The sequence below is a fragment of the Virgibacillus senegalensis genome (genome assembly GCF_000821245.2).
Taxonomy (GTDB): domain Bacteria; phylum Bacillota; class Bacilli; order Bacillales; family Amphibacillaceae; genus Sediminibacillus; species Sediminibacillus senegalensis.
In genome coordinates this window covers 412,284-438,859 of the sequence record NZ_LN611424.1, presented here as the reverse complement: position 1 = coordinate 438,859, position 26,576 = coordinate 412,284, and the positions used below count along the sequence as shown (strand labels likewise).

The following is a 26,576-nucleotide window of genomic DNA, read 5'->3' as shown; positions in this document are numbered from 1 at the left end:
CAGTGCTTTCTTTTACCTGTGATGAACGTGACACTCTACCCTGTTGGCTTCCAGAGCCTGCCAATCGATGTCATATCCTATTCCGGGTGTGCTTTTCACAATTATTTCTCCATTTTGCAACGTAACCGGCGGTTTGATAATATCCCGCTCCCAATACCGATCGGAAGCGGAAATATCACCAGGATACACAAACTGTGGCAGACTTGCGACAGCAATGTTATGGGCTCGGCCGACGCCAGACTCCAGCATACCGCCACACCAAACCGGCACGCCCTTTCCCCGGCAAAAATCATGGATTCTCTTCGTTTCACTGATACCCCCGACCCGGCCGATTTTAAGGTTAATGACTCTGCAACTGCCAAGCTCGACTGCAGCCCGAGCATCAGTCAGTGAATTGATGCTTTCATCCAGACATATCGGGGTATCCAATTTGCTTTGTAGTAAAGAATGCTCGTAAATATCATCATGGCCGAGCGGCTGTTCGATCATCATCAAGCCAAACGCATCCAACTGTTTCAATGTATCGGTATCTTTAAGCGTATAGGCAGAATTCGCATCGGCCATGAGCTGTATCTCTGGAAAATGATGCCGCACTTCGCGAATAACATCCACATCCATTCCAGGTTTTATCTTCAGTTTTATCCGCTTGTACCCTTCTTCAAGATGCCCTTCCATAATCTTGAGCAAATCCGATACAGACGATTGAATTCCGATACTGACACCGGATTCTATCCGATCCCGCTCCCCGCCCAATGCCACGGCAAGGGGTACTCCTTGCCTTTTAGCGTATAAATCCCAAACCGCCCCTTCCACTGCAGCTTTTGCCATATTATTTCGGCGAACCACCGCAAACCGTTTGCTTATCTCATCTGGATGCTGGATAGCTTTTTCAAACAGCAAAGGCAGTAAAAAGTCTTTGATTACATGCTCTGTAGTTGCTACGGTTTCCTCTGTGTACCACGGAATTGGAAAAGCAACCGATTCGCCAAAACCGTGATTTCCGTCACCGTCGACGGCTTCTATAATAAAAAAATCCTTTTTCTTAAAGGTGCCGAAACTGGTTTCGAAAGGATTTTTCAAGTCCATGACGAGACGGTGCAAAATAACTTTTTCTATATAAAAAGGGGTCATTCCCATTCAAATTCCTCCTCTTCCCTGAAAAGCGTTGGATATTTACCTGGTGGAATTTATCGTAATACTTTGCAGCCGCTTTGTCTAACGACGTATTCCCCGTAGAACTATTCACCCCGATGAGTGGCCGGATTTGTTTCGCTTGGCTGTATAAGAAAAGCTTGCAGAAAAACCTGTGGTTTCTCTGCAAGCTCCTTCTTTGCTTTTAATTTATCCCTTTATAAAGCTTGGGCAGCTGTAATGATTGCAAGTTTGTAAACATCGTCTGCTACACAACCGCGTGACAAGTCGTTAACCGGCTGATTCAAACCTTGCAAAATCGGTCCGACAGCATCGAAATTCCCTAAGCGCTGTGCAATTTTGTAACCAATGTTACCGGCTTCCAATCCAGGGAAAACAAATACGTTTGCGTCCCCTTTCAGCTCTGAATCAGGGGCCTTCTTCTCGGCTACCGCCGGAACAAAGGCTGCATCAAACTGAAATTCACCATCCAATGGCAAACCAGGGTTTTGTTCCTTCGCGATTTTGACAGCCTCTGCCACCTTTTCGGTCTCTTCCGATTTAGCTGAACCTTTTGTAGAAAAGCTAAGCATCGCAACTTTCGGATCGATATCGAACAGCTTAGCGGTTTCCGCGCTGGCTGCTGCGACTTCCGCCAAGTCCTGGCTGTCCGGTGCAATATTGATGGCACAGTCGGCAAAAATATACTTTTCTTCTTCTTTTACCATGATAAACACACCAGAGGTTTTCTTGATCCCAGGCTTCGTTTTGATGATCTGCAGAGCAGGACGAACAGTGTCCGCAGTTGAATGAGCAGCTCCGCTTACCAATCCATCAGCTTTTCCCATATATACGAGCATGGTACCGAAATAGTTTTCATCAAGCAGCATTTTTCTCGCTTGTTCTTCGGTGTTTTTTCCTTTGCGTCGTTCCACAAAGCTAGCCACCATGTCATCAAAACCTGCATATTTTTGCGGGTCGATTATATCAGAAGCCGAAACATCGACTTGAAGCTCCTGCGCTTTCTGTACTATTTTTTCTTCACTACCGATTAATACAGGTGTTAAAATCCCTTCAGCTCCCAGCTGGCTGGCAGCAGTCAGGATACGCTCATCTAACCCTTCAGGGAATACAATTCGCTTACTGTCTGTTTTCACTTTATCCTTTAATCCTACGAATAAATCACTCATTAGAAACCCTCCAACATTCATTCTGTTATACATGATACGCTTTTTCCTGTATAAATGAAAGTCCTCTGTTTGGAAATTTGTACTGGAAGCCTTATCATGTTTCCGTTTTTGTCCAAATGATGACACTTACTTCCTGTCATCCCTTCCATTTTTCCCCATCGAACAGCTGAACCATTGATAAACCAGCGTTCCTCTGATGGAAGCGGCCTACAGATGCCCAGTTTCCGTTAATGATTATCTTTCCCTAATTATGTTATATTAAAAACATACTTAACCTTGAAGGAGTGACCTACTATGCCAGAAGCAGTTGAAACAATGGATGGCTGGTATTGTTTACATGACTTACGCACCATCGACTGGACTTCCTGGAAACTTGCTACTAGCGAAGAACGGCAAGCTGCTATAGATGAATTTCAGCAGCTCCTAGAAAAGTGGGAGCAAGTCGAACAAGATCGCAATGGCAGCCATGCCTTATATACCATTGTCGGCCAAAAAGCGGATTTTTTGCTGATGCTATTACGCCCGACCTTGGAAGAGTTGAACCAAATCGAGACGGAATTCAATAAAAGCAAGCTCGCTGAATTTACGAAGCCTGCTTATTCTTATGTATCGGTTGTCGAGCTTTCAAAATACAGACCAAGCAAAGACGGAGAGGATCCGGAGCAAAAACCGGAAACACAAGCACGTCTAAAGCCGACGCTTCCGAAATGGCAATATATTTGCTTCTATCCAATGGACAAGCGTCGCCAAGGTGACGACAACTGGTACATGCTACCGTTCGAAGACCGAGGCAAGCTGATGTACGAGCACAGTAAAACAGGCAGAAAATATGCAGGAAAAATCCGGCAGATCATCACCGGTTCCATGGGATTGGATGACTGGGAGTGGGGCGTTACCTTGTTCGCGCACGATTCCCTGGAAATCAAAAAGCTCGTCTATGAAATGCGTTTTGACGAAGTAAGTGCCCGCTATGGCGAATTCGGCGCCTTCTACGTCGGCAGCATTTTAACTCCTGAACAAGTCCCATCTTTTCTGCAAATATAAGAAGAAATCGAAAAACCGTCCATTGGGCGGTTTTTTATTGGACAGCTAAGAATGCCTCTCCTCCCCCTCCTATTTATCTTTCCTTTCTTTTTTGGTCATAGAGCCTATGCGGCCCGCATACGTATAACTATTAGAGAGCGTTGGCAAAACAGAGATTCTCTCGCTTGCATCAAGAAAGAGGTGACATCCTATAGCCATCATACCGTTTAACGAGAAAGACGCAGACTCATTTGCACGATTTATGCAGGGATGAACCCCGCTGGTAGTGCTGTTGCAACTGGAATAAAGCAGCTCCTTCTCCTAGTGGTGTCCAAGGGATACAGGGAGATAGAAGAAACACAGCTTTATAATCCTGCTCGACTGTGTCGGGCTGGAGGCAGGTATTTTGGCAGTTCGCCAAAGAGGGTTCGAATGTTTTCTACAGGCATATGCCTGAATAAATATCGAGTGGATCATGAAGGGAGAGGGTAGCAAGATGAGTAAAGATAAAAGACAGATGCCTTCCGCACCACAAGGAAGCAGTAGTTCCGGTATTCCATCACAAGGACAGCAAGCTTATGGATACGGACAGACACCCGGCTACTATTACCCACAGCAGATGATGCAGGGTGCACAGCAAGGATATTATCCAGGTATGCAAGGAATGCAGGGAATGCCTCAGCAGCAAATGCAACAGCCGGCGCCTTCCCAACAGCAAACAGCCGGAGCAAGCGATATTCCAGGCATGCTGCCAACCGAACAATCCTATATAGAAAATATATTGCGCCTAAACCGGGGGAAACGGGCGACTGTTTATATGACCTTCGAGAATAATGAACGCTGGAACGCCATGATATTTAAAGGAATTATCGAAGCTGCCGGCAGGGATCACCTTATTCTCAGCGATCCTGAAACAAACCGTCGCTATTTGCTGCTGATGGTGTATCTGGATTATATTACGTTCCCGGAAGAAATCAATTATTCGTATCCTATCGGAGGAGGAGCCGGCCAGACAGTTACGTATCCCCCGCGCCGATAAACGAAGTGCAACCAATTGCCTTGCTTGCTAATGAGTATCGGAAATCGCGGTTATTCTTTTTCCTCTATTATAAAACCCTTGCAGGTTACAAGCATGCAAGGGTTTCTTCTACTGACAGAAAAGCCAGCAAATCGTTAGTCGGTTGGATAGCGCAAAGAAAGGAAGGTAGGAATCGATGAAACATCCCTATAAAAAATTTTTCCAAATCCAATTGCTTATGATGGGGCTTGCTTTGCTTCTAGGTGTCATCGCATTGCTCAAAGCAAGCCTGGTCATGATTGTAGCTGCGTTTTACTTTCTGGCTTTCAGTTTCATCTTCGAAGGACTGTCCGAGTACAAAAAACAGCATAAATTGCCGTTCGCTCAACAAACAGCCAGAGCATTTTTCATCATCGTACTCATCACTTATTTGGCTATCATACTAATTTAATGGTTGCATATCCGAGGGCAATCCATCCTGCCAGAAAGGCCAATCCTCCCAGCGGTGTTACCATCGCAAAAAACTTGATGCTTGTCGTAGCATATATATACAGGCTCCCGGAGAACAGGAGGATTCCGACAAAGAACAACCATCCGGCTGTTGTCAGACTTGCGGCCTGAAAACGGCTGGCCAGAAGCCCGGTCACTAGTAGTGCCATCGTATGAAACATTTGATAATTTACCGCCTTTTCCCAAGTGGCCAATGCTTTTTCCGATATCTTTCCCTCTAGTCCGTGAGCTCCAAAGGCTCCTAGTGCAACAGCGAGAAACCCATTGATAATACCTAGAACGAGAAACACTTTCATTCGTATTCACCTCTATTAAAAGTCAAAAATCGAATTGCCATTTGCTTCTTCATGATCAACTGCTTGCTTACCGACGGATTTAACTTCCGGTTTACCGGCAGTCCTGCCTGTAGCCATATCGCCCATCATTTTTGCCATTTCCTGGTCCGATGCCGAAGCGCTATCTTCCTCAAGCACCAAGTCGCACAGCAGGCGAACAGCCCGGACATGCTCCCTTACAGCGGCAGTTTTATCCTTCTTCACCAGAGCTTCCTGCAATTCACTCATCATTTTAGCCAAAACGGTTTGATTGGAAATTGCCATGGAATCCCTCCTTCTATTTTTCCAAACTGGACAGCCATTTAAGAAATGACTGCATCCCTTCTTCATGGAATGATTATCCTTCTAAGTATAACACGGAAGGAGGCAATGGCTCACTTTCCTCCTTCCGTGTGAAAAACTATAAAATCCCAAGTGTATTCAGGAAAATTATCACAATAATGACCGGCGCAAAATATTTCACTAAGATATACCACCAATTGCCCACCGGATGATGTCCAAGATCAGCGGCAGTCAGCGCTTCTTTTTTGCTAAAATGCCAACCGGCGAACAAAGCCATTACAAGACCGACGAGTGGAAGAAAAACATTGGAAGCGATATAATCCATCGAATCCATGATATTATGCTGGCCAATCGGTGTGAAACCAGCCCACGCTCCCATTCCAAGGGAAGCGCCAATTCCCAGGATAAAAATAACCATGCCTGTAAAGATCGAAGCCCGTTTCCGGCTCCACTTTGCGACACGCATCAAGTAGGCTACCGGCACCTCCAACAAGGAGACCGACGAAGAAACAGCTGCAAGGGTTAGCGATAAGAAGAACAGTATTCCTACAAACCCGCCAAATGGCATTTGGCTGAATATATCCGGAAGTGTAATAAATACAAGGACAGGGCCGGAATCCGGTTCGATTCCAAATGCAAACACCGCTGGAAAAATGACAATTCCGGAAATGACAGCAAAAAAGGTGTCCATCAATCCGATGCCGACTGTTGCTCCCGGCAGTTTGTGGTGATCGGAAAGATAGCTTCCATATGTCATCATGGCTCCCACCCCCAGACTTAAGGAGAAAAACGCCTGTCCCAGGGCAGCAATGTAAACAGAAGGATTGCCAAGCACGCTCCAGTCAGGCTGGAACAAAAAACGCATCCCTTCCATTGCGCCATCCAGCGACAGACTGAAGACGGTCAGGATTATTAACAGCACGGCCAAAGCAGGCATAAATATTTTGTTTGCCAGTTCGATGCCTTTTTTAACCCCAGTCAATACAATCGTAATGGTCAGCACCATAAATATGGCATGCCACATCAGCGGCTGCGCAGTGGAAGTGGTGAAAATCTCAAAGGCAGCGCCATACCCTTGCTCGGGTACAGTGAAAAATTGACCTGTTAGATAATTCCAAAAATAGTACATAGACCAACCCGCTATTACACTGTAAAACCCTAATATCAATAAAGCCCCAAAGACCCCAAGAAAGCCTGCTAAATACCAGGGCTTTTTGGGTGCGAGTGTCTGAAAGGATCCTACCACATCACTTTTCGCCTTCCTGCCGATACTTACTTCAACAAGCAATAATGGGATCCCGACAATCAGAATGCTTGCTAGATACAAAATCAAAAAGGCTCCACCGCCATTTTCGCCGGCTACATAAGAGAACCTCCAAATATTGCCCAGTCCGACAGCAGAACCCATTGCTGCAAGCATGAAACCGAGTTTCGATGCCCACCTTTCTCTTGTGGAATTCATACTCCAACTCCTTTCCAAATCTTGATTTATTACAAGCTGGATCATCGACCCTAGCAGGCGTTTTTTACGCCGAGTAATTACGTTTTTGAAAACATACTTTCCTATCATAATAAAAAATGTTTCTTAATACAATAACGCGGGGAAAACTAGTTTTTCAACAGGATTATCCTAGGCTGATATTGGTAAATGATGCTAGTTTGATAACGCGTCGCACTGTAGCAGGAAGGAGATTCCAGATGAGGGAATGGTTCGGAGTGTCATCAACCGATTTGTTTCACCCATTTTCAACCAGTCATTTACTAATGCTGGTTATTTATGTCGTCGGAGTTGCGGGATTGTTTTTACTTCAACGAAAGCTGCAGAAGGAGCAGGTTCGCACAGTCATTCGGTGGTTGTTATTCCTTCTGCTGTTTTCATTCGAATTATCGTATCAATGGTGGGCCGTTTCCCACGGAATTTGGAGTTCTCAGGTTCACCTTCCCCTTCACCTTTGCGGCATCGCATCAATCGTTGCAATGCTTGCTTTGATTTTTCAGCGAAAATCATTTATAAGGTTTGCGTACTTTTTTGCTGTCGTTCCTGCCATGCTTGCTTTGATTACACCAGATTTACCCTATGGTCCCGAACACTTCCGGTTTTGGAAATTTTTCCTCCACCATATAGTCATTTCCTGGTCCGGAATTTTTGTCGTTCTTTCTACCAACACCCGCATCACACGTTCATCCATGTTGCAGGCATTTTTGTTTCTGGTAATCTATGCATTAATAGTCGGACTGCTAATCAACCCAATGTCAGGCGCTAACTACTTGTATCTTACAAGACCTGCAGCTGATACCTTGCTCGGCCATTTTGGGAGCGGGATTCAATATTATATCCAGCTAGTGATGACAGCCTTTCTCGCCTTCAGTCTATTGTACGGATTAGCAAAACTATTTCCTGGCGAAAAAAACAAACAAAACTAGGTTAGGAAAATTCGTGTACCCGTTCCCATTCCACCATAATTAAAAAGCCTTGAAGCTATTTACTCCGCTCCAAGGCTTTTGTCTCTTCTATTTATTTTTAAATGACAAAGTTCATTTGCTCCTGATCCTCTATATACCTTTCATACATCCACAGGACGAATTCCAATTCTTCGCTATAGAGCTCTCGTTTTAACTCTTTTTCAATATTGCTCACAAAGACAGTGTAGTCAATCATTCAGAGTTTATCCTCCCCATCCGAAAAAGTTGGCATCCCCCCACAGGTGCCTGAACGCTAATTGTTTACAGTTTATTGTACTTTTAATACAATAAATATTCAATATTATTTTAAAGTTTTTTTGAAATTTTTAGACAAATTAATTGAAATTCATCGTCTTTTATGTCTCACATATCAAAAAAACATTAGAACATCGTAATACCAATTGTGTATGCGCTTACATTATAAACTTAACTTGTGAAAATGACAAGTTATACAACCACATAAGCCGCAATATCCTAAAAGAAAAGCTTTTCTGTTTGCATGTATCTCCTGTTGTATATTGGTTGTGATTGGAATAGGATTTAGTATGGATCTCTTGTTAAAGTAGCCCAATCTCAGCTATGATGGTTCAACTAAGTAGAGTATCTTTATAGCAAAAACCATGGTTTCCCGTTATAATGTAAACAAACAATCATATGGAGAGGTGGAACGATGGAACAAACCCGACAGCTTGCCTTTTTTCAGAATCACCTGGAGAAAAATGTTCAGCAACTAACCGATACACTGCTCCAAAAGTTGTTTGAAAGCTTTCCTGAAGCATACGAGAATCACTCGGAGCAGGACTATGAGACATCTCACGGATTAGTCCGTGAATTAATTTCCACACTCGCAAGCCTGTTACCGGAACAGGAAGCTTCTAACCAGGAAGCGGTGAAATGGGGCCGAAAAGTCGGCCGGTTGTTAGTAGAGCGAAACAATAATTTATCCGATTCGCTGGCAAAATTGACTGTACATAAACGCGTTCTCTGGTCTTTCGTCGAACAAGTCGCAGCCGAGGACCAATCACATGAAGCTATTGAAACGATGACAAGAATCGACGAATTATATAATCATATTATCCATGGGGTGAGCATTACCCTCAAGGAAGAAGAAGAACGAAAGATCAGCAGCTTCGAAGAAAAATATTTAAAAACCTCTACGCCGATTGTTCCGATTATGGAGCATGTGGCAATCCTGCCCATTATTGGAGAAATCGATGAAAAGCGGGCAGAAATCCTGTTGGAGGAAACAATCCAAAAAGCGAGCAAACTGTCAATCGACTGGCTGGTTATTGATCTTTCTGGTGTTGTCACAGTAAACGATTTGTTTGTCAGTTATTTATATAAACTCCTCGATCTGTTAAGTCTTCTGGGAATTTCACCGATTCTCACCGGTATTCAACCGGAAATGAGTATAAGGGCAATGAAATTAGGGATGTTCAAGGATAAAGGGGTCATTGCCAAATCCCATTTGAAGCAGGCAGTTGAAATGCTTCATCGTCAGCAGAACTAATTCTGTCCATCCAGTTACATATTTCGATCATGACGGCTTTCCCGTATAAAAGGAAAACGCTAACGGGAAAGCCTGGCTCGTCTATTATTCCACACTATCGGAATGAATGTTTTCCAGTCGTTGAAGTCTTACTTCCAGTTCCTTAAGCTCCTGCTTCGTTGCAATTCCAAGCTCATCGATGATTTTATTTTTCTGTTCCGTCTGCTGCTCATTCCATTCAGCGGCTTTGGATTCTCCTTTTTCGGTAAATTTTCGCAGCATCTCTCTCGCTTGTTTCACCGTCAATTCATCGTTGGCCACCATTTCATCCAATTTTCTTTTCATACTTTCCTTTCCCAGAACCGCAGCTCCCAAACCCAGCAAAAATCCTTTTTTCAATAAATCACTCATTTACCAAAACCTCCTCTTATGTTTTAAGGAATGAATCATTTTATAATGCTTTCTAGCCAAAGCAGCAAGCAATATCAGAAACAGTCCACCCGAAAAGGCACCGCTTTTCAAAAGCAGCTGGGAGTCCAAAAACCAGCCGGCAGTTAAGACAGCAGCTCCTACAGTAAGCAAGAAAAAACAGATAATTGCATAAAACAGGTAATATTGATGCATGAATTTATAACGCTGCTTGTTTTTTTCCCACTCACGGTCCCTTTCCCCATCATTCATCCAATCAATCAGTTCCCGTGGCAACGACAAGAGCGGTCGGGTCGACTCTTTCAAGACTTCTGTATAAATGGATCCTTTGCCATTTTCCCCGGATGCCCATTGTTTTACGACTGGTCGCGCCCATTTAACGACGTCCATTTCTGGATAAATCGATAGCAATACACCAAGCAAAATGGAAGCGGCTCTTCCAAGAAACGCATAATCCGCCGGCAGTTGGATCGGTTGCTCTTTGACAAATACTTGGAGGTCCTCCATTACTTGTTCCATCAATTCGCTCTGCATCCGTTGCCCAGCTTCCTCTTGGTAAAGGTCCATGGTTTTCTTTAATAATTTTTTGATTTTTTCCGTATCGTAGTTTTCCAGCAAAAAGTCCATTTCCAGCAGAGCACGAATGACCCGATCATAGTCATCCAGAATAACCCCTTGAACGATATTACGCAGTTGCTTCGTGTCTTCTTTTCGAATTTCTCCTGCCATGCCATAGTCAAGGATGACAAGTGTTCCATCCCGCCGTATAAGGATATTGCCTACATGCGGGTCGGCATGGAAGAAGCCGGGATTGATGAATTGATCGACATAAAAATCAAACAACCGCTTGGCAACTTGTTTTCGTTCGATTCCATTTTCCTGCATAAACGAAAGATTATCGATTTTTACCCCTTCGGCCCACTCCATGACCAAAACCCTTGCAGTACATAATTCATCGAAGTATTCCGGAATATGAATGTATTCATTATCCTTATAACGACTTTTGAAATAATTGGCATATTTTAATTCCTGCTCAAAGTCGAGTTCTTGACTCATGACCGAGACAATTTCTTTGTATAGTTTTTGCAAATCAGCTTTTTCCCCGTAAACCGTGAATCGGGACAACAGCCAAAATACAATCCGAAGTGCGCGAAAATCCTTGTGAAATACCTCTTCCACCCGGTGTCTTCTTACTTTCACCGCTACAGTTGTGCCATCATGCAGCCTTGCCTTGTACACCTCTCCTATGGAAGCAGAAGCGATTGGTTGACGATCAATATCGGCAAGGTGATCCTCAAGGTCAGTCTGCCACTCCTCCTCCATTATCTCCCGGGAATATCTAAATGGAACCGACTTAACTTGGTCTGTCAGGCCTTGTAGTTCTTTTATGAAAGCAGCAGGAAGCAAATCTGCACGTGTGCTTAAAAATTGACCGAATTTGATTAACAGACCGCCTAACTCCAGTGCCTTTTTACGGTACTCCCTCGCTTGTCCAGCAAGCAGCCTCTCCCACTTCTTACTTGTTTCCCTGTCCCAGACACGGTGGATAAAATGGAAGCTGTAAATTTGAAGGAGAAATTTGATTGTCATGAAAACGATGCTGAATATGCGATAGAACGTATTGTATTTCATTTAAAACCACCATCCATTTTTACAACGCTTATTCAATGCCGCGCCTGATTATTAGTAATAGATACCCTTATCCATTACAGAAAAAACGAGCTAAATGGCGGGAAGCTTGTCAGCATTTATCAATTCAACCGTTAAACCAGTTCTTTTCACCTAACCGACTAGAGAATGCTGTCGCAGAAATCATACTTTTCTACTATTCATAATATTGTGAAAAATTAACTATAATGGTAAGTGGCGGGGCACATCTATTCATTTATAATTACGGGGAGGGAATGTTATTTGAAGAAAAAACTGACCGCAATCATTTCTACTAGTGTATTGTCTTTTTCTTTATTTGCTCCTTCTGCTTCCTATCAGACAGAGGCAGCAGAGAGCAGCGAAGCATGGAACACTGAACGATATGGGGATGAACTCGACATCACCGCAGAGTTAAACGAAAAGTCGAAAGATGAGGAGTTTCAGAAAGAAGCAAAAAAGCTGATCAAAGAGTCAGCGGCAAAAGTGAACTTTAATGAAGTTGAGGCGTCTGACAATGAAACGCAAGACGATGGATTCACCTATGACGGCGGGACCAAGCTGTTCCTTGATCGTGACTTAGCCTTTAAAGAATTCACCCTGCGTAGTGTTGGGGAAAATGTAGAGATCTGGGTGGCTGAAGATCTTAGCTTCCCTGAGGGGGATCCTAGGGATCCACAGGTAGTAACCCAGGAACAAGTGGACAAGCTAGCCGATGAATTCGATACGAATATTTACCCTAAAACAACAGCCTTCTTTGGAACTCCTGATTCTCTCGACGGAAGCAACTCACCGCTTCCAGGCATGGTCGGGCTTCCAGAAGGATACTACCAGTCAGAGGATGGCAGTGACAAAACAATCATGCTCGTCGACAATATTAAAGATGATAACTACTATAACCCGGATTATCCATTCTTTGTGGCAGGATTTTTCTGGGGGACTTTGGAAAGCTATATCGACCGTAACATTATCACGATTGATACAAACAACTGGGAGGAGCGTCTGGAGAATACTTTCTTTGCCACTACAATGCACGAGTTCCAGCATTTGATCCATAACGATAACGACAGTGCAGAAACTACCTGGCTAAACGAAGGAATGTCTACATTCTCCGAATATCTTGGGGGTTACGGCCACGATTATGGTTCGATCAACTTCCTGCTAGATCATCCGGAAAATTCACTAGTGAATTGGGATGAGCATGTCCGAGCGGATACAGGACCAGAAACGATTGCAGATTATGGACTTGTTTATTTGTTCACCTTGTACAACTACGAACAATTCGGACAGGAGTTTATCCGTGAAGTTGCCACTAGTCCGCTCCATGGCATTGAAAGCTATAACCAAGCGTACAAAGACTTTGGAATTCAAGAAGATTTTCAAAGCGTCTTCGAAAAATTCGTCACAGCTTTGTTAATCGATGAAAACAAAAATGTGAAGGGCGAAAAAGGAATCTACGGTTTTGATTCAATCGACCTGCGCGAAATCCCGGTAGAAGATGGAAAAGTGAGAGGCACTACGGTTAATTTTGAAGAGGCCTCCTTGTATGAAAAAGACGGTGTACCTGCTTGGGGAGCAGATTACAAGCTACTGGACTTTGATGGAAAAATCGATAACATCAGCTTTGACGGCGTTGACTTTCTATCAAGCCCATGGCAAACCGTTGCTGATCCATTAGGGTCTGGCGATCAGGTTTATTGGGGTAATGATGGAGATGAAGCAGATAATAGCCTTATCTTCGAGGCCGATTTGACAGATGTATCAGAAGCTTCCCTTCAATTCGATCATTATGTCGATATTGAGGAGCAGTGGGACTTCGGCGTCGTCCAGGTTTCTACAGATGAAGGCAAGACTTGGACCAGCCTGGAAAATGAAAACACGAGATCGGATGTCGTCGACGAAGGATATCCAAAAATCAAAGAAAACGTTCCTGGATTTACCGGCTACTCCGATGACTGGCAGCATGAAACTTTTGATTTATCTGATTATGCCGGACAAAAGGTGCATGTCTCCTTCCGTTACTTGACGGACTGGGGTACAACCGATTCAGGTTGGTTTGTCGATAACATTACCATTCCGGAAATCGGCTTGGCGTATGACGGGTCCTCCCTTGATGGACTGCAATCAAAAGAGGAATTGCTAAAGCAATACGTCCAGTATTCTGTTACCTTTGTTAACGAAGATAAGCACGGTAAATTCAAGGTATATCATGTAGATCCTTTCAATGTTACCGAGGAAGATGCTCTCAACCTGCGTAATTTGTTCAAGAAAGGAACCAACTACATGACTACTTGGTATGCTGCACCAGAAGGTAGTAACGAACCAGTTCCATTTGAATATAGTATTGAGTTAAAAGATAAAGGTCCAAAAAAGTAAAGGTAAGCCTTTTAAACAATGTATGTAGTGTGCTCCCCTCTACCATAAAGCAGAACCGCCCTTGGCTTAGCCAAGAACGGTTCTGCTTTTTTCCTGTTTCCAGGGGTAGAAATATGCTCATATAGGGTATAACAGGAATTCCTCAAAAATAGCGGCTTTTATGTAGTCAGCAGCTCGAATACACTTCGCTTTCCGCGGGTGACCCGTAAGCCTCCTCGAACTCCGTTCTGCGGGATCTTACATAGGCCACTGTTCCCGCAGGAGTCTCCGTGTATTCGGGCTGCTCTGTGCTATCTCCCCAGGAGAATCATTAACAAGTTGCTTGGACGCAAATCCCAGCTGCGGAAAAATGCGACACTCCTGCGGGAACAGCACCAGCTGAAGATCCCGCAGCAAGCGATGTTTGCTTGTGAGGAAGCTGAGGCGGTGGCCGCGGAAAGGGAGTGTTTTTCCGCAGCGTCGGATTACCATCTCTCTCATTTTCTACATCTCCTGCGGGAATATCGGATGTTCGAACTAAACCCGCCGTGTTGCACGGCAACGTCGAACCACCCCCGATGCGGGGGCACGCTTTTTTCGTCGCTATTCGGTCGCTTCCGCTTTTGGGTTAGGATCGAGGACGAGGTCTTTTTCGGCTCTTAGGGTGTACTTTTCACCGTAAGCGCATATTGGCAGATCGGGTCCTTCTAGTAAGTGAAGGACGAGTTTATTTACTTCTCTATCCACTTTTATTACTTGATGATTATACTGTACGTGAAAGGAATAGCGTTCCCATTCATCCGGCAGCCGTGGCTCCATATGCAAACCGTCTTCTTTGATCCGCAATCCGGCAAATCCAAACACGATTGCCATCCATGTACCTCCCATGTTGGCCATGTGGAGGCCATCCTTTGTGTTTCCTTTCGTATTATCCAAATCAAGACGTGCTGTTTCAATAAAATAATTATAAGCCTTTTCCTTGTATCCCAGCTTGGAAGCCATGATACTGAAAACACAGGAAGACAGCGAAGAATCATGGGTCGTGATGTCTTCATAATAATCATACGTGTTCACTAACGTACTATACTGCTGTTCATCCTCCAGCAAAAAGTGGGCCAGAATCGTATCCGCCTGTTTGCATACCTGGTATCTGTATAGGGTCAATGGATGATAATGCAGCAGCAGCGGTTTTTCTTCATCCGGTGTTTCAGCAAGATTCCACTTCTTTTTATGAAGGAACGAGTCATCTTGCGGGTTGATGTCCATTTCAGGATCATAAGGGAGATACATATTCTCGGCTGCCCGTTTCCAGTCCTCAATTTCATGTGTTTCAAACCCTATATGATCAAACAATTGATCCGCAATTCGCTCATCCCATTTAGGCAGTCGTTCCACAATCTTGGCAGCCCATAGCAAATTGTGCTTCGCCATCACATTGGTGTAATAGTTATTGTTTACGAGACAAGTATATTCGTCCGGTCCGGTTACCTCATCAATTGCAAAGCTACCATCTCTTCTAAAGTGACCGGTATCCATCCATAACCTCGCCGTTTCAATCAATAATTCTGCTCCATAATCAAGCATGAACTGCTCATCGTGGGTAGCAAAGTAATACTGTATATAACTATAAGCTATATCTGCACTGATGTGATATTGGGCTGACCCCGAAGGAAAGTAAGAAGAGCATTCTTCCCCCGTTATCGTCCGCCACGGAAACAGAGCGCCCTGCTTATGTCCAAGTGTACGTGCCCATTTTTTTGCCTGTTCCAGAATAGAATATCGATAGATCAACAACTGTTTGGCCAATTCCGGATTAGTCATCAGGAACACGGGAAATAGGTATATTTCCGTGTCCCAGAAATAATGGCCTTCATATCCCTCACCGGACAGTCCTTTGGCCGAAATGTTACTGAATTTATCCCGTCCGGAGGATTGTAGCAGATGGAACAGATTAAACCTGATTCCTTCCTGCAATTTCGCCTCCCCTTGAATTTCTACATCACTTCTATCCCAGAAGAGCTTCAAATAATCCTGCTGTGATCGCAGAAGTGTGTCGAATTCAACATCAAGCAGCCGATAATAGATACTTTTCGCCCTTTCTTTTAAATCTTCGCCATGCCGCAATGTATCTACATAAATATTTTGCTTGATGATTTCTACCGCATCGGTTTTCTTTTTATCAAATGTATAAGAAAAATAGATTTTTTGTTCATCATGTTCAATATTAGGTTCAATGTCGCTGTTATTAGGCAGGATGTGGCTTGTATGACAGCCGACCTGCAGACCCGAAGTTTCCGTTTGACACATAATATAGCCCGTTTCATTATGGACATCGATTTCCTTTACATTCAGGCTCTTGGAGTGACCAGCCGCAAGCCGGGGATCATCCATACTGATATAGTTGGAAATATCCCCATCGACGGTTGATACCACCGTTACTTTATCATTGAAATTGACTGGATCGATTATTACCTTGCTAATGAATAATTCCCGGTGAATAAACGAGACCATGCGCTGAAACGTGAGCTTGACTTCCTTACCGCTCGGGGATAACCAGTGGATGCTTCTTTCAGAATACCCTTTATCCATATGCAGGGTCCGCGTATAATCAATAATTTCCCCTTCGGTTATCGCGAATTTTTCTTTATCATCTCCAATATAGATATCAATGGTTTGAGCATCTATTACATTAAGCATCTTTTGTTGTGTAGCAGGAAAACCATAAAGCTTTTCACCGTACGAAATGTTGATCGTATCATGAAAAGCATTCAAATAAGTGCCACGTATCGACTCGAATGATGGGCCATAGCCTTCTTCGAAACTACCTCTTACACCCAGATAGCCATTTCCCAAAAAGAATAGGCTTTCCTCGTTTAAAAGATCGGTGTCACGCAAGGAGTGACTGTATATTTTCCATGTCATAGTTGGCCTATTCCTCCTTTTAAAATTCAGTCGAATTGTTTATTAGTGATCAAGATTAGAAATCGCCGCTCGATAGCTACTTGTTTATTCTTTGACCCCGCCCTGTGTCAATCCATTGACAATTTGCCGCTGGAACAAGAGCACAATTACCAAAGTCGGTATGGTAACTAATATTGTCGCTGCAGCCACTTGTCCCCACAAGATTTCAAACTGGGTACGTAAGAATGAAATGGCTACCGGAACCGTGTGATATTCAGAATTCGAGTTGATGGTAATCGCCAGAACAAATTCATTCCAAGCAGTGATAAACGTAATGATAGCTACTGTAAATACTCCTGGAGCTGCCAGCGGAAAAACGATCTTATAGAGTGTCTGGAAGGCCGTGGCCCCATCAATCCGTGCAGACTCTTCGAGTGCCAGCGGTATTTGATTGAAATGGGTGACCAGGATCCAGACAGCCATCGGTAACGTGATCGAAGAGTATGGCAGTGTGATCCAGTAACTATTCGTCCATCCCAAATCGATGAATAAATTATAAATCGGTCCGATTACAATCATTTGCGGAAACATCGAAACGGCCAGTACGATACCCAACAACAGATTTTTCCCCCTAAAATCAAAGCGGGATATCGCATACGCGGCAAAAGTTGCCACAATCACGATATAAATGGTTGTAACCCCGGATACAATCAAACTGTTTCCGATTGCCCGCAAAATCCCCTTTTCCATAATGACATTCGCATAATGTTGCATGGTCGGATTTTCCGGAATGATGGAAAACGGATTGTTTCCATAAATCTCACCCGTCTGTTTAAAGGAGGTGATCAATATCCAAATAAACGGGAAAACGATAATTACTAAGTAAAAAATAAGCATAATCCAAAACGGCCAGCCAAAGCCTTTATTCTTTGCACCTGCATTATTTGCCATCAAGCTTCCCTCCTTTAATTTCTATCCATGATGTTCGCACCAAGAAATTTGACATAAATAGTGGAAATGATTGCGACGCACACAAACATAATCATGACGACGACAGATCCATATCCAAAATTGGTCTGGCCGAACATCACTTTATACGAGTACACCGACAAGGTTTCGGTAGACCCGCCCGGACCGCCACCGGTCAACACGTAAATCAAATCGAAAATACGGAATGCATCCAGCGTCCGGAATAATAAAGCGACGAGAATTGATGGCTTCAGTAACGGCAAAGTGATACGGAAAAAATTTTGGACTCTGCCCGCTCCGTCGATCGATGATGCTTCATACAAAGAATTCGGGATATTTTGCAGGCCAGCTAAAAGCAATATCGCCATATAAGGAGTGGTTTTCCATACATCGGCCAAGATTGCTGCAGTCATTGCTCCTGCTCCTGTCTGCATTAAATCCGTCGGTTCATCAAGCAACCCGATGTTGGAAAAAATTTCGGCCACCACACCTGCACTGCCATCATAGAGATAGCTCCACATCAAGGCAGCAACCGCAGTCGGAATTGCCCAAGGAATCAGGGAAGTTGTCCGGATGAACCCTTTTCCACGAATCCCCTGATTCATCACCATGGCCATCCCGAGTCCAAGAACCAATTCCAATGCTACACTGACAAAAGTGAAAACAAGCGTATGCCAGAGCGCGTCTAATACAAAATGATCCTGTAAGGCCCGCTTATAACCCTGAAGGCCGATAAAATTGGATTCAATCATACTGTTCTTGATATCTTCTACGAGCAGTGGCAAATTCTCCTCCTGCTGCAGCTCATAATTATCGCTCAATGTCTGGACAGTTGCATCGGCATTTTCATAAGCAGCCTCTATTTGTTCCTTCTGCTCACCGCTAATGGTTATGACGCCTTCTTCGTTATCGAATTCCTCATCAAGACTATTCAATTGGTCGATAACTCCCTGTGCGCTAGCCTTATCTTCTTCATCTGTGATGGCATCCATATCCTGAGAAATAAAGCGATCGACATATAAGGATGTTTCCTTATATAAATCGACATTAAACCGTTCATTTAAGTAAAGTCCTGATTTGGTACGGTCATTCAACTGATAGTCGAAGAAACTGTACGTAAAGGACTGGACTACTGGCCACAAGGAAAAGATACCGATTAGCAATAGAATAGGAACAATAAATAAAAATTCACGAAAACCCATTTTTCTCATAAGGCTGTGTCCCTCCCGACTCTTGTGATAAAGCGGTCATTTCTGGTTGTAGCAATGAAAGTGGAAAAGGGCCCTTGCGAAAGAGCCCTTTTATTCCACCTGTATTCTTATGCTCCTCATTCTTCTTCGCTAGTGGCATCCTCGATTGTTTGTACGGCATTGTCCAAGCCTTCTCCGGAGCTCAGATACTTGTGAACAGCAACCTGAATCTCGTTCGAAATTTCGGAGTAATCCGCTGATACCGGTCGCGCAATGGTGCTCTGAAGTGCATTTTGGAATCCTTCCATGTTCAGCAACTCATTGGAATCAAGCACTTCCTGATCTTCAAGCAATGGATTATATCCTGGCAAATAGCTTCCTTCTGTAGACAGGATTTTCTGACCTTCCGGACCAGCCAGGAATTGAATGAACTCCCAGGCTCCTTCCTTCACATCAGAGTTCGCATTGATACCAAGAAGCCATCCGCCAACTGATCCGCCATTCGGAAGTGGTGCTGCCTCGACGTTTTCCACATCAACCGTTGCTCCACTTTCTTCCGGATTTTTCAGGCGGCCATAGATATACGGCCAATTTCGTTCAAATACGGCATTGCCGTTTTCAAAAGCAGTTGCCGCTTCCCCTTCGGTATAATTAAGAATATCATCCGGCGTCCAATTGGACGTGGTGAAGTCATACATCGTTTGCAATCCTGATTCAACATCTTCGAATTGGTTGGTAAATTCGTTGGCATTTACAGTCAGTCCTTCATATTGCTTTGACTGATAAACAAATCCGTTTTTGATGTCACTCTCCGATTGATAACGCTCAGCCATCTCCCCAAGTTCTTCATACGTATAATCGCCCGAAATCAATCTCTGAGCGTCATCGTCCGAAACAATATCACTCCGGAAAAACAATAACCCAACATCCGGGAAGTATGGAAGCGTATATTGTTTCCCTTTGTAATTACCGGATGTCATCGACCCGGCGTTATAATCATCCGGATTCACTCCAGCCTCATCCATCATCATATCGATTGGCTCCAAGTATCCAGCCCCGGCAAATTCTCCAGCCCAAACCACATCGAGCGAGAGGATGTCATATTCTCCTGCCTGACTGGACAAAGAAGTCAGCAACTGATCGTGCATTTGCGCAGAATCATTGGTCATCTGCGTCCATTCCACTTTATATTGATCCTGACTATTGTTAAATTCTTCAATAGCGGCTTTGGTCGCCGGTGTATCATCACTTTGTGCAGCAAACGTGATCGTTGTCACGTCTCCGCTTGGTTCGCTATCGGAACCCTCTGTTTCACCGGTTGTTTCCTCTCCGCTTTCCTGACTGGATTCTTCATCTCCCCCACATGCAGCCAGAACAAACGTCATGAAAGCAATAGCAAATAATAATGACAGCCACTTTTTCATGTTGATTGACCTCCTTGTTATTTTTATATATTTAACTATAATTGATTGTATAACGAGAACGCTTTCATTGAATACTAAATTTTTTATATTGTTATTAATTTTTTTGATAGAAATGGAGAGAAGGACATGGATCAATCGGCCCATAACCCCGTCGTTTCCAGTTTCCTGACGATGAAACTGGAAAACCGGAACAATGAATACTATCACCCTTCCTTTCTACTGGAGGGTCAGCTGCTTACAGCTGTCGCCCAGGGAGATATCGAAAAAGCCACCAGCATAATGCAAAGCATCAATAAAGATCAGCGCCCAAAACTTGCCCATACCACTCTGCGTTCCATGAAAAATTCGTTGATCTGTTCCTGTACCTTACTAACCAGAGCAGTCATCAATGGCGGTGTGGATCCGGAAACCGCCTTCACACTCAGCGATGTATATATTCTGGAAATCGAACGACTGGATCAGCTCGAAGCACTCGACCAACTGGAATATGTAATGCTGTCGCACTTCATTCAAATTGTAAACGAAGAAAAAAAACAGCCGTATGGGAAGGTTGTCAACCGGGCGATCACTTATATCCAATACCACATTCTCCAAGATTTAAACTTAGATATCATCAGCAAATTCTGCTTTGTCCATCCCAGCTACTTGTCTCATTTGTTCAAAAAAGAAGTCGGCATATCGATTGTCAAATACATCAATAAAAAACGAATTACCGAAGCGAAGTATTACCTTCTCCATACAACCAATTCGATCTCGGAAATTGCCTTGCTATTCAAATTCTGCAACCAAAGTTATTTCTCTGCCCAGTTTAAACTATACGAAGGCGTTACCCCCCGCGAGTTCCGTGATCGGCATGTAAAGCAAATCTGAGGTTATACAGCAATTTATTTAGGATATAAATTACCATAACGCTTTTCATCGTCAAAATCGAAAGAAAGGAGATTGTTGTGGAACAACAGATTAGAAAGAAGCTAGAGCTCATCGGAGACTCATCGAATGTTCAAGCTTTACGTCAGGTAAGCGGAGGTGATATTAACAAGACTTACTATGTACGTACGGAAGAGCGGGAATATTTTATTAAAGGAAATCAAAACGTTCCCCCACACTTTTTCCGAGTCGAGGCAAAAGGACTGCTGTACATAAAAGAAACAAAGACAGTCCCCGTTCCGGATGTGCTTGATTATGATGAGCCGGAAAACGGTGAAGTGGGGCTGCTTGTCATGGACTGGATTTCAGGAAGTCCATCTCAAACGACGACTGAACAGCTTGGCAGAAAAGTTGCAGCGATGCATGGCCATCAAAACACCCAGCACGGTTTTGAAGACGAAACGTTTATCGGGGCACTGCCACAGCCGAATGGACTATTTGACAGTTGGCTGACTTACTACAGGGAGCATCGGCTTCAGCCACAGTTTCATACGGCCGTTACAAATGGAAGGATGCCGGAAACTCGACGAAAACAAATGGCAGCTCTCCTCGACCGGCTGGATGACTGGATTCCATCGACTATCCCTGCTTCCCTTTTGCACGGCGACTTATGGGGCGGAAATTGGCTGCCCGGTCCTGAAGGAGAACCTTTTTTAATCGACCCATCAGTATTATATGGCGACCGGCTTTTTGAACTGGCTTTCACCGAAGTATTCGGCGGATTCCCGGATGATTTTTACAATGCTTACGAAGAGCTATCCCCGCTGCCTGATTACTATCCAGAAGTAAAACCTTTGTACCAGCTCTATTACTTATTGGTTCATCTCAACATGTTTGGGGAAGCATACGGACACTCTGTAGACCGCATTTTAAGCAAATATATAGGATAATGTAAAAAGTTGTATAAAGTTTTTTTCAAAAAACGGTTGGCTAATTTTTGTTTATGCATTAAAATGAATATTGCTGTATTTTTATACTATTAATAGAACATTGAAGAGTCCTATATCGTCTCTTCAGGGGGAGGACCCAATGGAAAACAAAAAATATACATTGTCTGATCACCTTAAATTTATCATACCATCGTTAATCGGGATCTTTTTGTTTATGATTCCCATTTCTGTCAATGGGGAAGTGACCATAACAATTGCCATCTTGTCCAACTGGCTGCAGGATGTATTAGCCAATCAGCTTTCCATCATTATGACGATTATTATTTCCATCACGGCTATTGCCAGTTTGCTAGTCAAGTTTGCCGGAAAGCAAGTGCTTGACCGGTATCCTTTTTTTCAACAACTATTCGATGTCAGCTGGTTCTGGCTGATAACCCGAGTCGCTGCGATGGTTTTCGCCATCATGGTTTATTTTGAATTAGGCCATGAGGCTATTTACTCGGCCGATACCGGCGCCTTTATCCTTGGGGACTTGCTGCACGTTTTATTCAGTGTGTTTCTGTTTGCCGGTTTGTTCCTTCCACTGTTATTGAATTATGGACTGCTGGAATTATTCGGCACCCTTCTTTCAAAAGTAATGCGTCCTTTGTTCAAGCTGCCTGGCCGGGCATCCATTGACTCGCTTGCCTCGTGGCTTGGTGACGGGACGATTGGTGTCTTGCTTACCAGTAAACAGTACGAAGAAGGTTATTATACGAAACGGGAAGCTGCCGTTATCGGTACGACTTTCTCAATTGTCTCGATTACCTTTACGCTCGTAGTTATTTCAGAAGTAGGCTTGATGGATATGTTCCTGCCTTTCTATACGACGGTTCTGTTAGCAGGCTTTGTGGCTGCTCTGATCATGCCGCGGATTCCACCGCTTTCGCGCAAAGCTGACACGTTTGTGGATGATACCAGTACACCAAAGGACGAAAGCATTCCGGAAAACCAGAATGTCTTTAGTTGGGGATACAAGCAGGCTATTAACCGGGGCGGCCAGGAAACAAGTGTGCTGAAATTTTTCAAACAAGGAGCCCAGAATACCCTTGATATGTGGATGGGTGTTGCTCCTGTAGTCATGGCGTTCGGTTTGATTGCCTTGATTCTTGCAGAGTACACACCGATTTTCCAATGGCTTGGTGTTCCGTTTATTCCGTTGTTGGAATTGATGCAGCTTCCAAACGCAACAGAAGCATCTCAAACGATTTTAGTCGGTTTTGCAGACATGTTCCTTCCGGCTATTATCGGAAGCTCTATCGAGAGTGAGCTTACCAGATTTGTGATTGCTGCCCTTTCGGTTACCCAGTTGGTTTATATGTCAGAAGTCGGTGGTCTTCTACTGGGATCGAAGGTACCAGTAAAATTCTATGAATTAGTACTGATTTTTCTCGAGCGGACGCTTATCACCTTGCCGATCATCGTCCTCGTCGCTCATATCATTTTTTAATACTGAAAATGGACTGGAACAAAAGCATTGTGACCAATATAAAATCCGAACGAATCCAATTCGTTCGGATTTTTGCTTAAAAAAAAAAACCGCGTTCTAACATTTGCTTTTAAAAAGAGCAGCGTTCCACTCCTGCAAGGTACTTCGCTTTCCGCGGGCACGGCTTTAGCTAACTTGGCAAAGAATACCGCTTTCCCAAGTGGATCTTCAGCTCGCGCTCATCCCGCTGGAGTCTGCGCACCTTGCCTCCGTTAAATGCAGCTACTTTCAATTTTCATGGGATTCCGTTTTCCCTATCTGTTGCCGTTATGGTAGAAAGCCAATCTGCAAGCAAACCAGGAGTCCTTATTTTTCCTTTTGTGCTGTTGGTCCCCCTCCAAATTCCGAAAAATAAAGGGGCCAATATGTTGATTTTTCGTCTTCGTCATTGTTTAGATACCTCTCAGACAATGGAAGAAAAGAATACGGTTCTATTCATCTAGTCTTGCTCTGCAGAAATTAGAACACGAAAACGTAGCGAAGGCAAGATACGGAGACTCCTACGGGAACAGCACGAGCTGAAAATCCCACAAGTAAGCGTCTTTTGCTTACTGAGGAAGTTGAAGCCGTGCCCGAGGAAAGCGTAGTATCTTGTCGTAGCGATTTGAAGCACGTATCAAAAAACAGGATAAAAAGAAATCTATCTAAGTAACATACAAATAAAAAACGAACGAATCCATTGGCGTCTAGGATTCGTTCGTTTTTGCTTTGGTGAACATGCTTTTGTCCCCATTTATCTATTTCATCACCGATGTTTTCGGTTGGTAAACCATTTTTCCTTCATTAGGGATGCATTCCCTTCAATGAACGGCTGCCATATGGTAAGCATGGTTTTATTGGACAGTAACAAAACAATCGCCATCGTAACAGCTGCAAAGCCGATAATATCGACCGGATGGTTGTAAAACAGCAAGTCTTCCTGGCGGATATATTGAATGAAAAATCCGTGCAGCAAATAAACATACAATGTCCGCTTTCCGAATTCTGTCCAAATTCCGGCGGCTCGCGGTACCCAAGCCAATACGCTGAATGTCATTATCAGCGCAGAAGCATAGACTGCCAATCTGGAAAACCCACCTAAAGTGGACGCATCCATAGCGGCGTATGACTTGGATCCGAGTAGCCAGTCTGTCGAAAAGTCAGGGAAAATACTAATGACCAAAACCGCGGCAGTCATAATGACCAGTGACACTGATTTTACCAGCTTGGTTTTGACCAACATTACTTGCTCCTTCGTCAACCAGTACCCGAGCAGGAAAAACGGGAAAAACACGAATGTTCTGGATAAACTGAATGAATGGCCGATGTTATCGAAGTAACCGACCAGCAGTCCTAACATTACAGCTGCAGTAAGCCCTTTGAACATCGACAATTTGCTGAATACGATCAACATCAGGTGCCAGCAGAACAAACTGAATAAGAACCACAGCGACCAGTGTGGATAAAAAGGAGCTGTCATCCAGTCGCCTTTTCCGATAAAGAAGTAGTAAATGGTATAGAAAACTTGGAAAATCATATAGGGAAGCAACAGTTTTTTCGAAAGCTTGGCGATATAACCTTTACTTCCCGAACCTTTGGCAAAAAAGCCTGATAGCAGGATAAATGCCGGCATGTGAAATAGATAGATCCAATGATACAATATATTGATTGCTGCCGAATCGGTTTTTAACGGTTGGATCAAGTGGCCGAAAACAACCAGGAAAATCAGCAGGAACTTGGCATTGTCAAAAAAAGCTTCTCTCTTCATTGCGCATTCCTCCGCGAAAATTCATCTTCGAAATGGTTTCTGTTTATTTAATACCCATTCTAAACAAACTTTCGCTGCCCAATGAACAATTTAAATAGGTTGTTATCAAATTGTTATGTATCTTAAATAGTTTGTAAAAAACCGACATCTCCAGTAAAAAACTTTACCCTGTTACAGTAGTAACAGGGTAGGGGACTGACCCTCCTATGCATTTTTCTTCATTTTCTTCTTTGGCTTTTTCGGGGTGGTGGTTTTTTTCTTTGCGGCTGGTTTATCGTTCTTGGCTCTGTCCAGTGAGGCTTCGAGTGCTTCCATCAAGTTATGGACGTTGTCAGGGGCCGGTTTATCCTTGGCTGTTGCAGTTTCATCTGCATTTTTCTTTTCTTCGATTAAGTCCAGCAAGGCTGTCCGGTAATTATCTTTGTATTTTTCCGGATCGAATTTAGTAGTCAACTGATCGATCAGCATTTTTGCTGTATCGAGTTCTTTTGGATCGGCTTCGGCAGCCTCAGGAACGTTTGGAACTTCTTTCACGTCTCTTACTTCATCTGGATAATGGATTGTTTCCACGACGAGTGTGTTCTCATAAACCCTAATAGCTGCCAATTGTTCCTTGGAACGGATGACCATCTTGGCCACACCGATTTTTTCACTATCTGCCAACGCCTGTCTTAATAACGTATAGGCTTTCCCGCCTCCTTCATTCGGCGATAAATAGTAGCTTTTTTCAAAATAAATCGGATCGATTTCTTCCAGCTTAACAAAATCCACGATTTCAACCGCTTTATCTGTGTGCTCGTCTTGAAGTTCTGCCATTTCCTCGTCGGTCAGGACAACAAATTTGTTTTTGGCATATTCGAAGGCTTTGACGATTTCCTCCGATTCGACTTCCCTTTCACATATCGGACATACCTTTTGATATCTAATCGGTGACTGGCACTCCTTATGCAGCTGGCGTAATTTGACATCTTTGTTTTCCGTAGCGGCATGCAGCTTTACCGGTATATTGACCAATCCGAAGCTGATCGTTCCTTTCCACATAGTATGCATGCTCATTCCTCCTTTCTTTCCTTCCACCATCTTTAGTTTGAAGACGTACTTTTATTTTGTCGAAACGAGCGGTATTTA

24 protein-coding genes are annotated in these 26,576 nt (G+C 43.7%); 10 read left to right on the top strand and 14 right to left on the bottom strand.

The window, feature by feature from the left end; all coding sequences use genetic code 11:
- Positions 1–12: 12 nt before the first annotated feature.
- Entirely contained in the window at positions 13–1,137 is a 1,125-nt protein-coding gene (menC, locus tag BN1067_RS06330) for an o-succinylbenzoate synthase (RefSeq protein WP_407701352.1), read from the bottom strand.
- Between the two features lie 212 nt (positions 1,138–1,349).
- The gene (pta, locus tag BN1067_RS06325; protein WP_053218049.1) at positions 1,350–2,321 is read right to left on the bottom strand and encodes a phosphate acetyltransferase; all 972 of its coding nucleotides are present in this window, start codon (positions 2,319–2,321) and stop codon (positions 1,350–1,352) included.
- A gap of 294 nt (positions 2,322–2,615) precedes the next feature.
- Between pta and hemQ the strand changes: the two genes are divergently transcribed.
- From hemQ to BN1067_RS06310, 3 genes are all read left to right on the top strand, one after another.
- Positions 2,616–3,365 carry a hydrogen peroxide-dependent heme synthase gene (gene hemQ, locus BN1067_RS06320; protein ID WP_053218048.1) on the top strand — a complete coding sequence of 250 codons (750 nt, stop codon included), beginning with the start codon at positions 2,616–2,618 and terminating at the stop codon, positions 3,363–3,365.
- Between the two features lie 475 nt (positions 3,366–3,840).
- Entirely contained in the window at positions 3,841–4,383 is a 543-nt protein-coding gene (gene gerQ / locus BN1067_RS06315; RefSeq protein ID WP_407701351.1) for a spore coat protein GerQ, read from the top strand.
- A 175-nt stretch (positions 4,384–4,558) separates the two neighbouring features.
- On the top strand, positions 4,559–4,813 hold the full coding sequence (locus tag BN1067_RS06310; RefSeq protein ID WP_053218047.1) for a hypothetical protein: 255 nt from the start codon (positions 4,559–4,561) through the stop codon (positions 4,811–4,813).
- Here the strand turns inward: BN1067_RS06310 and BN1067_RS06305 are convergent.
- From BN1067_RS06305 to BN1067_RS06295, 3 genes are all read right to left on the bottom strand, one after another.
- On the bottom strand, positions 4,800–5,168 hold the full coding sequence (locus tag BN1067_RS06305) for a DUF423 domain-containing protein (protein ID WP_053218046.1): 369 nt from the start codon (positions 5,166–5,168) through the stop codon (positions 4,800–4,802). The two genes, BN1067_RS06310 and BN1067_RS06305, sit on opposite strands and share 14 nt — an antisense overlap.
- 15 nt (positions 5,169–5,183) lie before the next feature.
- A complete protein-coding gene (locus tag BN1067_RS06300) occupies positions 5,184–5,471 on the bottom strand; it encodes a YwdI family protein (RefSeq protein WP_053218045.1) in 288 nt (95 codons plus the stop codon).
- A gap of 136 nt (positions 5,472–5,607) precedes the next feature.
- Positions 5,608–6,951, bottom strand: a complete 1,344-nt coding sequence (locus BN1067_RS06295) for a sodium-dependent transporter (RefSeq protein WP_053218044.1) — start codon at positions 6,949–6,951, stop codon at positions 5,608–5,610.
- A 236-nt stretch (positions 6,952–7,187) separates the two neighbouring features.
- On the opposite strand from BN1067_RS06295, the gene BN1067_RS06290 reads away from it, so the two are divergent.
- Positions 7,188–7,913 (top strand): YwaF family protein, encoded by a 726-nt coding sequence (locus tag BN1067_RS06290; RefSeq protein WP_053218043.1) that lies wholly within the window; start codon positions 7,188–7,190, stop codon positions 7,911–7,913.
- 97 nt (positions 7,914–8,010) lie between these two features.
- Here BN1067_RS06290 and BN1067_RS19800 read toward each other — a convergent pair whose 3' ends face one another.
- On the bottom strand, positions 8,011–8,148 hold the full coding sequence (locus BN1067_RS19800; protein ID WP_199868480.1) for a hypothetical protein: 138 nt from the start codon (positions 8,146–8,148) through the stop codon (positions 8,011–8,013).
- A 474-nt stretch (positions 8,149–8,622) separates the two neighbouring features.
- Here BN1067_RS19800 and BN1067_RS06285 point away from each other — a divergent pair, with 474 nt between their 5' ends.
- Complete coding sequence (locus tag BN1067_RS06285; RefSeq protein ID WP_053218042.1) at positions 8,623–9,462, top strand: STAS domain-containing protein; 840 nt, start codon at positions 8,623–8,625, stop codon at positions 9,460–9,462.
- A gap of 84 nt (positions 9,463–9,546) precedes the next feature.
- Here BN1067_RS06285 and BN1067_RS06280 read toward each other — a convergent pair whose 3' ends face one another.
- Both BN1067_RS06280 and BN1067_RS06275 read right to left on the bottom strand, forming a co-directional pair.
- Entirely contained in the window at positions 9,547–9,852 is a 306-nt protein-coding gene (locus BN1067_RS06280) for a hypothetical protein (protein ID WP_053218041.1), read from the bottom strand.
- Positions 9,853–11,502: an ABC1 kinase family protein gene (locus BN1067_RS06275; protein WP_053218040.1), complete on the bottom strand. Its 1,650-nt coding sequence runs from the start codon at positions 11,500–11,502 to the stop codon at positions 9,853–9,855.
- 279 nt (positions 11,503–11,781) lie between these two features.
- On the opposite strand from BN1067_RS06275, the gene BN1067_RS06270 reads away from it, so the two are divergent.
- On the top strand, positions 11,782–13,893 hold the full coding sequence (locus BN1067_RS06270) for a choice-of-anchor J domain-containing protein (RefSeq protein ID WP_053218039.1): 2,112 nt from the start codon (positions 11,782–11,784) through the stop codon (positions 13,891–13,893).
- A 582-nt stretch (positions 13,894–14,475) separates the two neighbouring features.
- Here the strand turns inward: BN1067_RS06270 and BN1067_RS06260 are convergent.
- The 4 genes from BN1067_RS06260 to BN1067_RS06245 form a co-directional block, all read right to left on the bottom strand.
- A complete protein-coding gene (locus BN1067_RS06260; RefSeq protein WP_053218037.1) occupies positions 14,476–16,794 on the bottom strand; it encodes a glycoside hydrolase family 65 protein in 2,319 nt (772 codons plus the stop codon).
- Positions 16,795–16,878: 84 nt separating this feature from the next.
- A complete protein-coding gene (locus BN1067_RS06255; protein ID WP_053218117.1) occupies positions 16,879–17,670 on the bottom strand; it encodes a carbohydrate ABC transporter permease in 792 nt (263 codons plus the stop codon).
- Between the two features lie 68 nt (positions 17,671–17,738).
- Positions 17,739–18,953 carry a carbohydrate ABC transporter permease gene (locus BN1067_RS06250; RefSeq protein WP_053218036.1) on the bottom strand — a complete coding sequence of 405 codons (1,215 nt, stop codon included), beginning with the start codon at positions 18,951–18,953 and terminating at the stop codon, positions 17,739–17,741.
- Positions 18,954–19,069: 116 nt separating this feature from the next.
- Positions 19,070–20,356, bottom strand: a complete 1,287-nt coding sequence (locus BN1067_RS06245) for an extracellular solute-binding protein (RefSeq protein WP_053218035.1) — start codon at positions 20,354–20,356, stop codon at positions 19,070–19,072.
- 126 nt (positions 20,357–20,482) lie between these two features.
- On the opposite strand from BN1067_RS06245, the gene BN1067_RS06240 reads away from it, so the two are divergent.
- The 4 genes from BN1067_RS06240 to BN1067_RS20105 all read left to right on the top strand — a co-directional run bounded on the left by BN1067_RS06240 (position 20,483) and on the right by BN1067_RS20105 (position 24,144).
- A complete protein-coding gene (locus BN1067_RS06240; protein ID WP_053218034.1) occupies positions 20,483–21,226 on the top strand; it encodes a helix-turn-helix domain-containing protein in 744 nt (247 codons plus the stop codon).
- A gap of 77 nt (positions 21,227–21,303) precedes the next feature.
- Positions 21,304–22,173 (top strand): fructosamine kinase family protein, encoded by an 870-nt coding sequence (locus BN1067_RS06235; RefSeq protein ID WP_053218033.1) that lies wholly within the window; start codon positions 21,304–21,306, stop codon positions 22,171–22,173.
- A 139-nt stretch (positions 22,174–22,312) separates the two neighbouring features.
- A complete protein-coding gene (locus BN1067_RS06230; RefSeq protein ID WP_053218032.1) occupies positions 22,313–23,662 on the top strand; it encodes a YjiH family protein in 1,350 nt (449 codons plus the stop codon).
- 242 nt (positions 23,663–23,904) lie between these two features.
- Entirely contained in the window at positions 23,905–24,144 is a 240-nt protein-coding gene (locus tag BN1067_RS20105) for a hypothetical protein (RefSeq protein ID WP_053218031.1), read from the top strand.
- Between the two features lie 302 nt (positions 24,145–24,446).
- Here the strand turns inward: BN1067_RS20105 and BN1067_RS06220 are convergent, their stop codons facing one another.
- Positions 24,447–25,448 carry an acyltransferase family protein gene (locus BN1067_RS06220; protein ID WP_053218030.1) on the bottom strand — a complete coding sequence of 334 codons (1,002 nt, stop codon included), beginning with the start codon at positions 25,446–25,448 and terminating at the stop codon, positions 24,447–24,449.
- 204 nt (positions 25,449–25,652) lie between these two features.
- The gene (ku, locus tag BN1067_RS06215; RefSeq protein ID WP_053218029.1) at positions 25,653–26,498 is read right to left on the bottom strand and encodes a non-homologous end joining protein Ku; all 846 of its coding nucleotides are present in this window, start codon (positions 26,496–26,498) and stop codon (positions 25,653–25,655) included.
- Positions 26,499–26,576 lie beyond the last annotated feature (78 nt).

Bases quoted from the DNA above. Each gene is read 5' to 3' on its own strand.
- BN1067_RS06230 (WP_053218032.1), top strand. From the start codon at position 22,313: ATGGAAAACAAAAAATATACATTGTCTGATCACCTTAAATTTATCATA.
- BN1067_RS06300 (WP_053218045.1), bottom strand. From the start codon at position 5,471: ATGGCAATTTCCAATCAAACCGTTTTGGCTAAAATGATGAGTGAATTG.
- BN1067_RS06310 (WP_053218047.1), top strand. From the start codon at position 4,559: ATGAAACATCCCTATAAAAAATTTTTCCAAATCCAATTGCTTATGATG.
- BN1067_RS06285 (WP_053218042.1), top strand. From the start codon at position 8,623: ATGGAACAAACCCGACAGCTTGCCTTTTTTCAGAATCACCTGGAGAAA.
- BN1067_RS19800 (WP_199868480.1), bottom strand. From the start codon at position 8,148: ATGATTGACTACACTGTCTTTGTGAGCAATATTGAAAAAGAGTTAAAA.
- BN1067_RS06220 (WP_053218030.1), bottom strand. From the start codon at position 25,448: ATGAAGAGAGAAGCTTTTTTTGACAATGCCAAGTTCCTGCTGATTTTC.
- BN1067_RS06275 (WP_053218040.1), bottom strand. From the start codon at position 11,502: ATGAAATACAATACGTTCTATCGCATATTCAGCATCGTTTTCATGACA.
- pta (WP_053218049.1), bottom strand. From the start codon at position 2,321: ATGAGTGATTTATTCGTAGGATTAAAGGATAAAGTGAAAACAGACAGT.
- menC (WP_407701352.1), bottom strand. From the start codon at position 1,137: ATGGGAATGACCCCTTTTTATATAGAAAAAGTTATTTTGCACCGTCTC.
- BN1067_RS06290 (WP_053218043.1), top strand. From the start codon at position 7,188: ATGAGGGAATGGTTCGGAGTGTCATCAACCGATTTGTTTCACCCATTT.
- BN1067_RS06250 (WP_053218036.1), bottom strand. From the start codon at position 18,953: ATGAGAAAAATGGGTTTTCGTGAATTTTTATTTATTGTTCCTATTCTA.
- BN1067_RS06260 (WP_053218037.1), bottom strand. From the start codon at position 16,794: ATGACATGGAAAATATACAGTCACTCCTTGCGTGACACCGATCTTTTA.
- BN1067_RS06240 (WP_053218034.1), top strand. From the start codon at position 20,483: ATGGATCAATCGGCCCATAACCCCGTCGTTTCCAGTTTCCTGACGATG.
- hemQ (WP_053218048.1), top strand. From the start codon at position 2,616: ATGCCAGAAGCAGTTGAAACAATGGATGGCTGGTATTGTTTACATGAC.
- BN1067_RS06305 (WP_053218046.1), bottom strand. From the start codon at position 5,168: ATGAAAGTGTTTCTCGTTCTAGGTATTATCAATGGGTTTCTCGCTGTT.
- BN1067_RS06245 (WP_053218035.1), bottom strand. From the start codon at position 20,356: ATGAAAAAGTGGCTGTCATTATTATTTGCTATTGCTTTCATGACGTTT.
- BN1067_RS06255 (WP_053218117.1), bottom strand. From the start codon at position 17,670: ATGCTTATTTTTTACTTAGTAATTATCGTTTTCCCGTTTATTTGGATA.
- gerQ (WP_407701351.1), top strand. From the start codon at position 3,841: ATGAGTAAAGATAAAAGACAGATGCCTTCCGCACCACAAGGAAGCAGT.
- BN1067_RS06295 (WP_053218044.1), bottom strand. From the start codon at position 6,951: ATGAATTCCACAAGAGAAAGGTGGGCATCGAAACTCGGTTTCATGCTT.
- ku (WP_053218029.1), bottom strand. From the start codon at position 26,498: ATGCATACTATGTGGAAAGGAACGATCAGCTTCGGATTGGTCAATATA.
- BN1067_RS06280 (WP_053218041.1), bottom strand. From the start codon at position 9,852: ATGAGTGATTTATTGAAAAAAGGATTTTTGCTGGGTTTGGGAGCTGCG.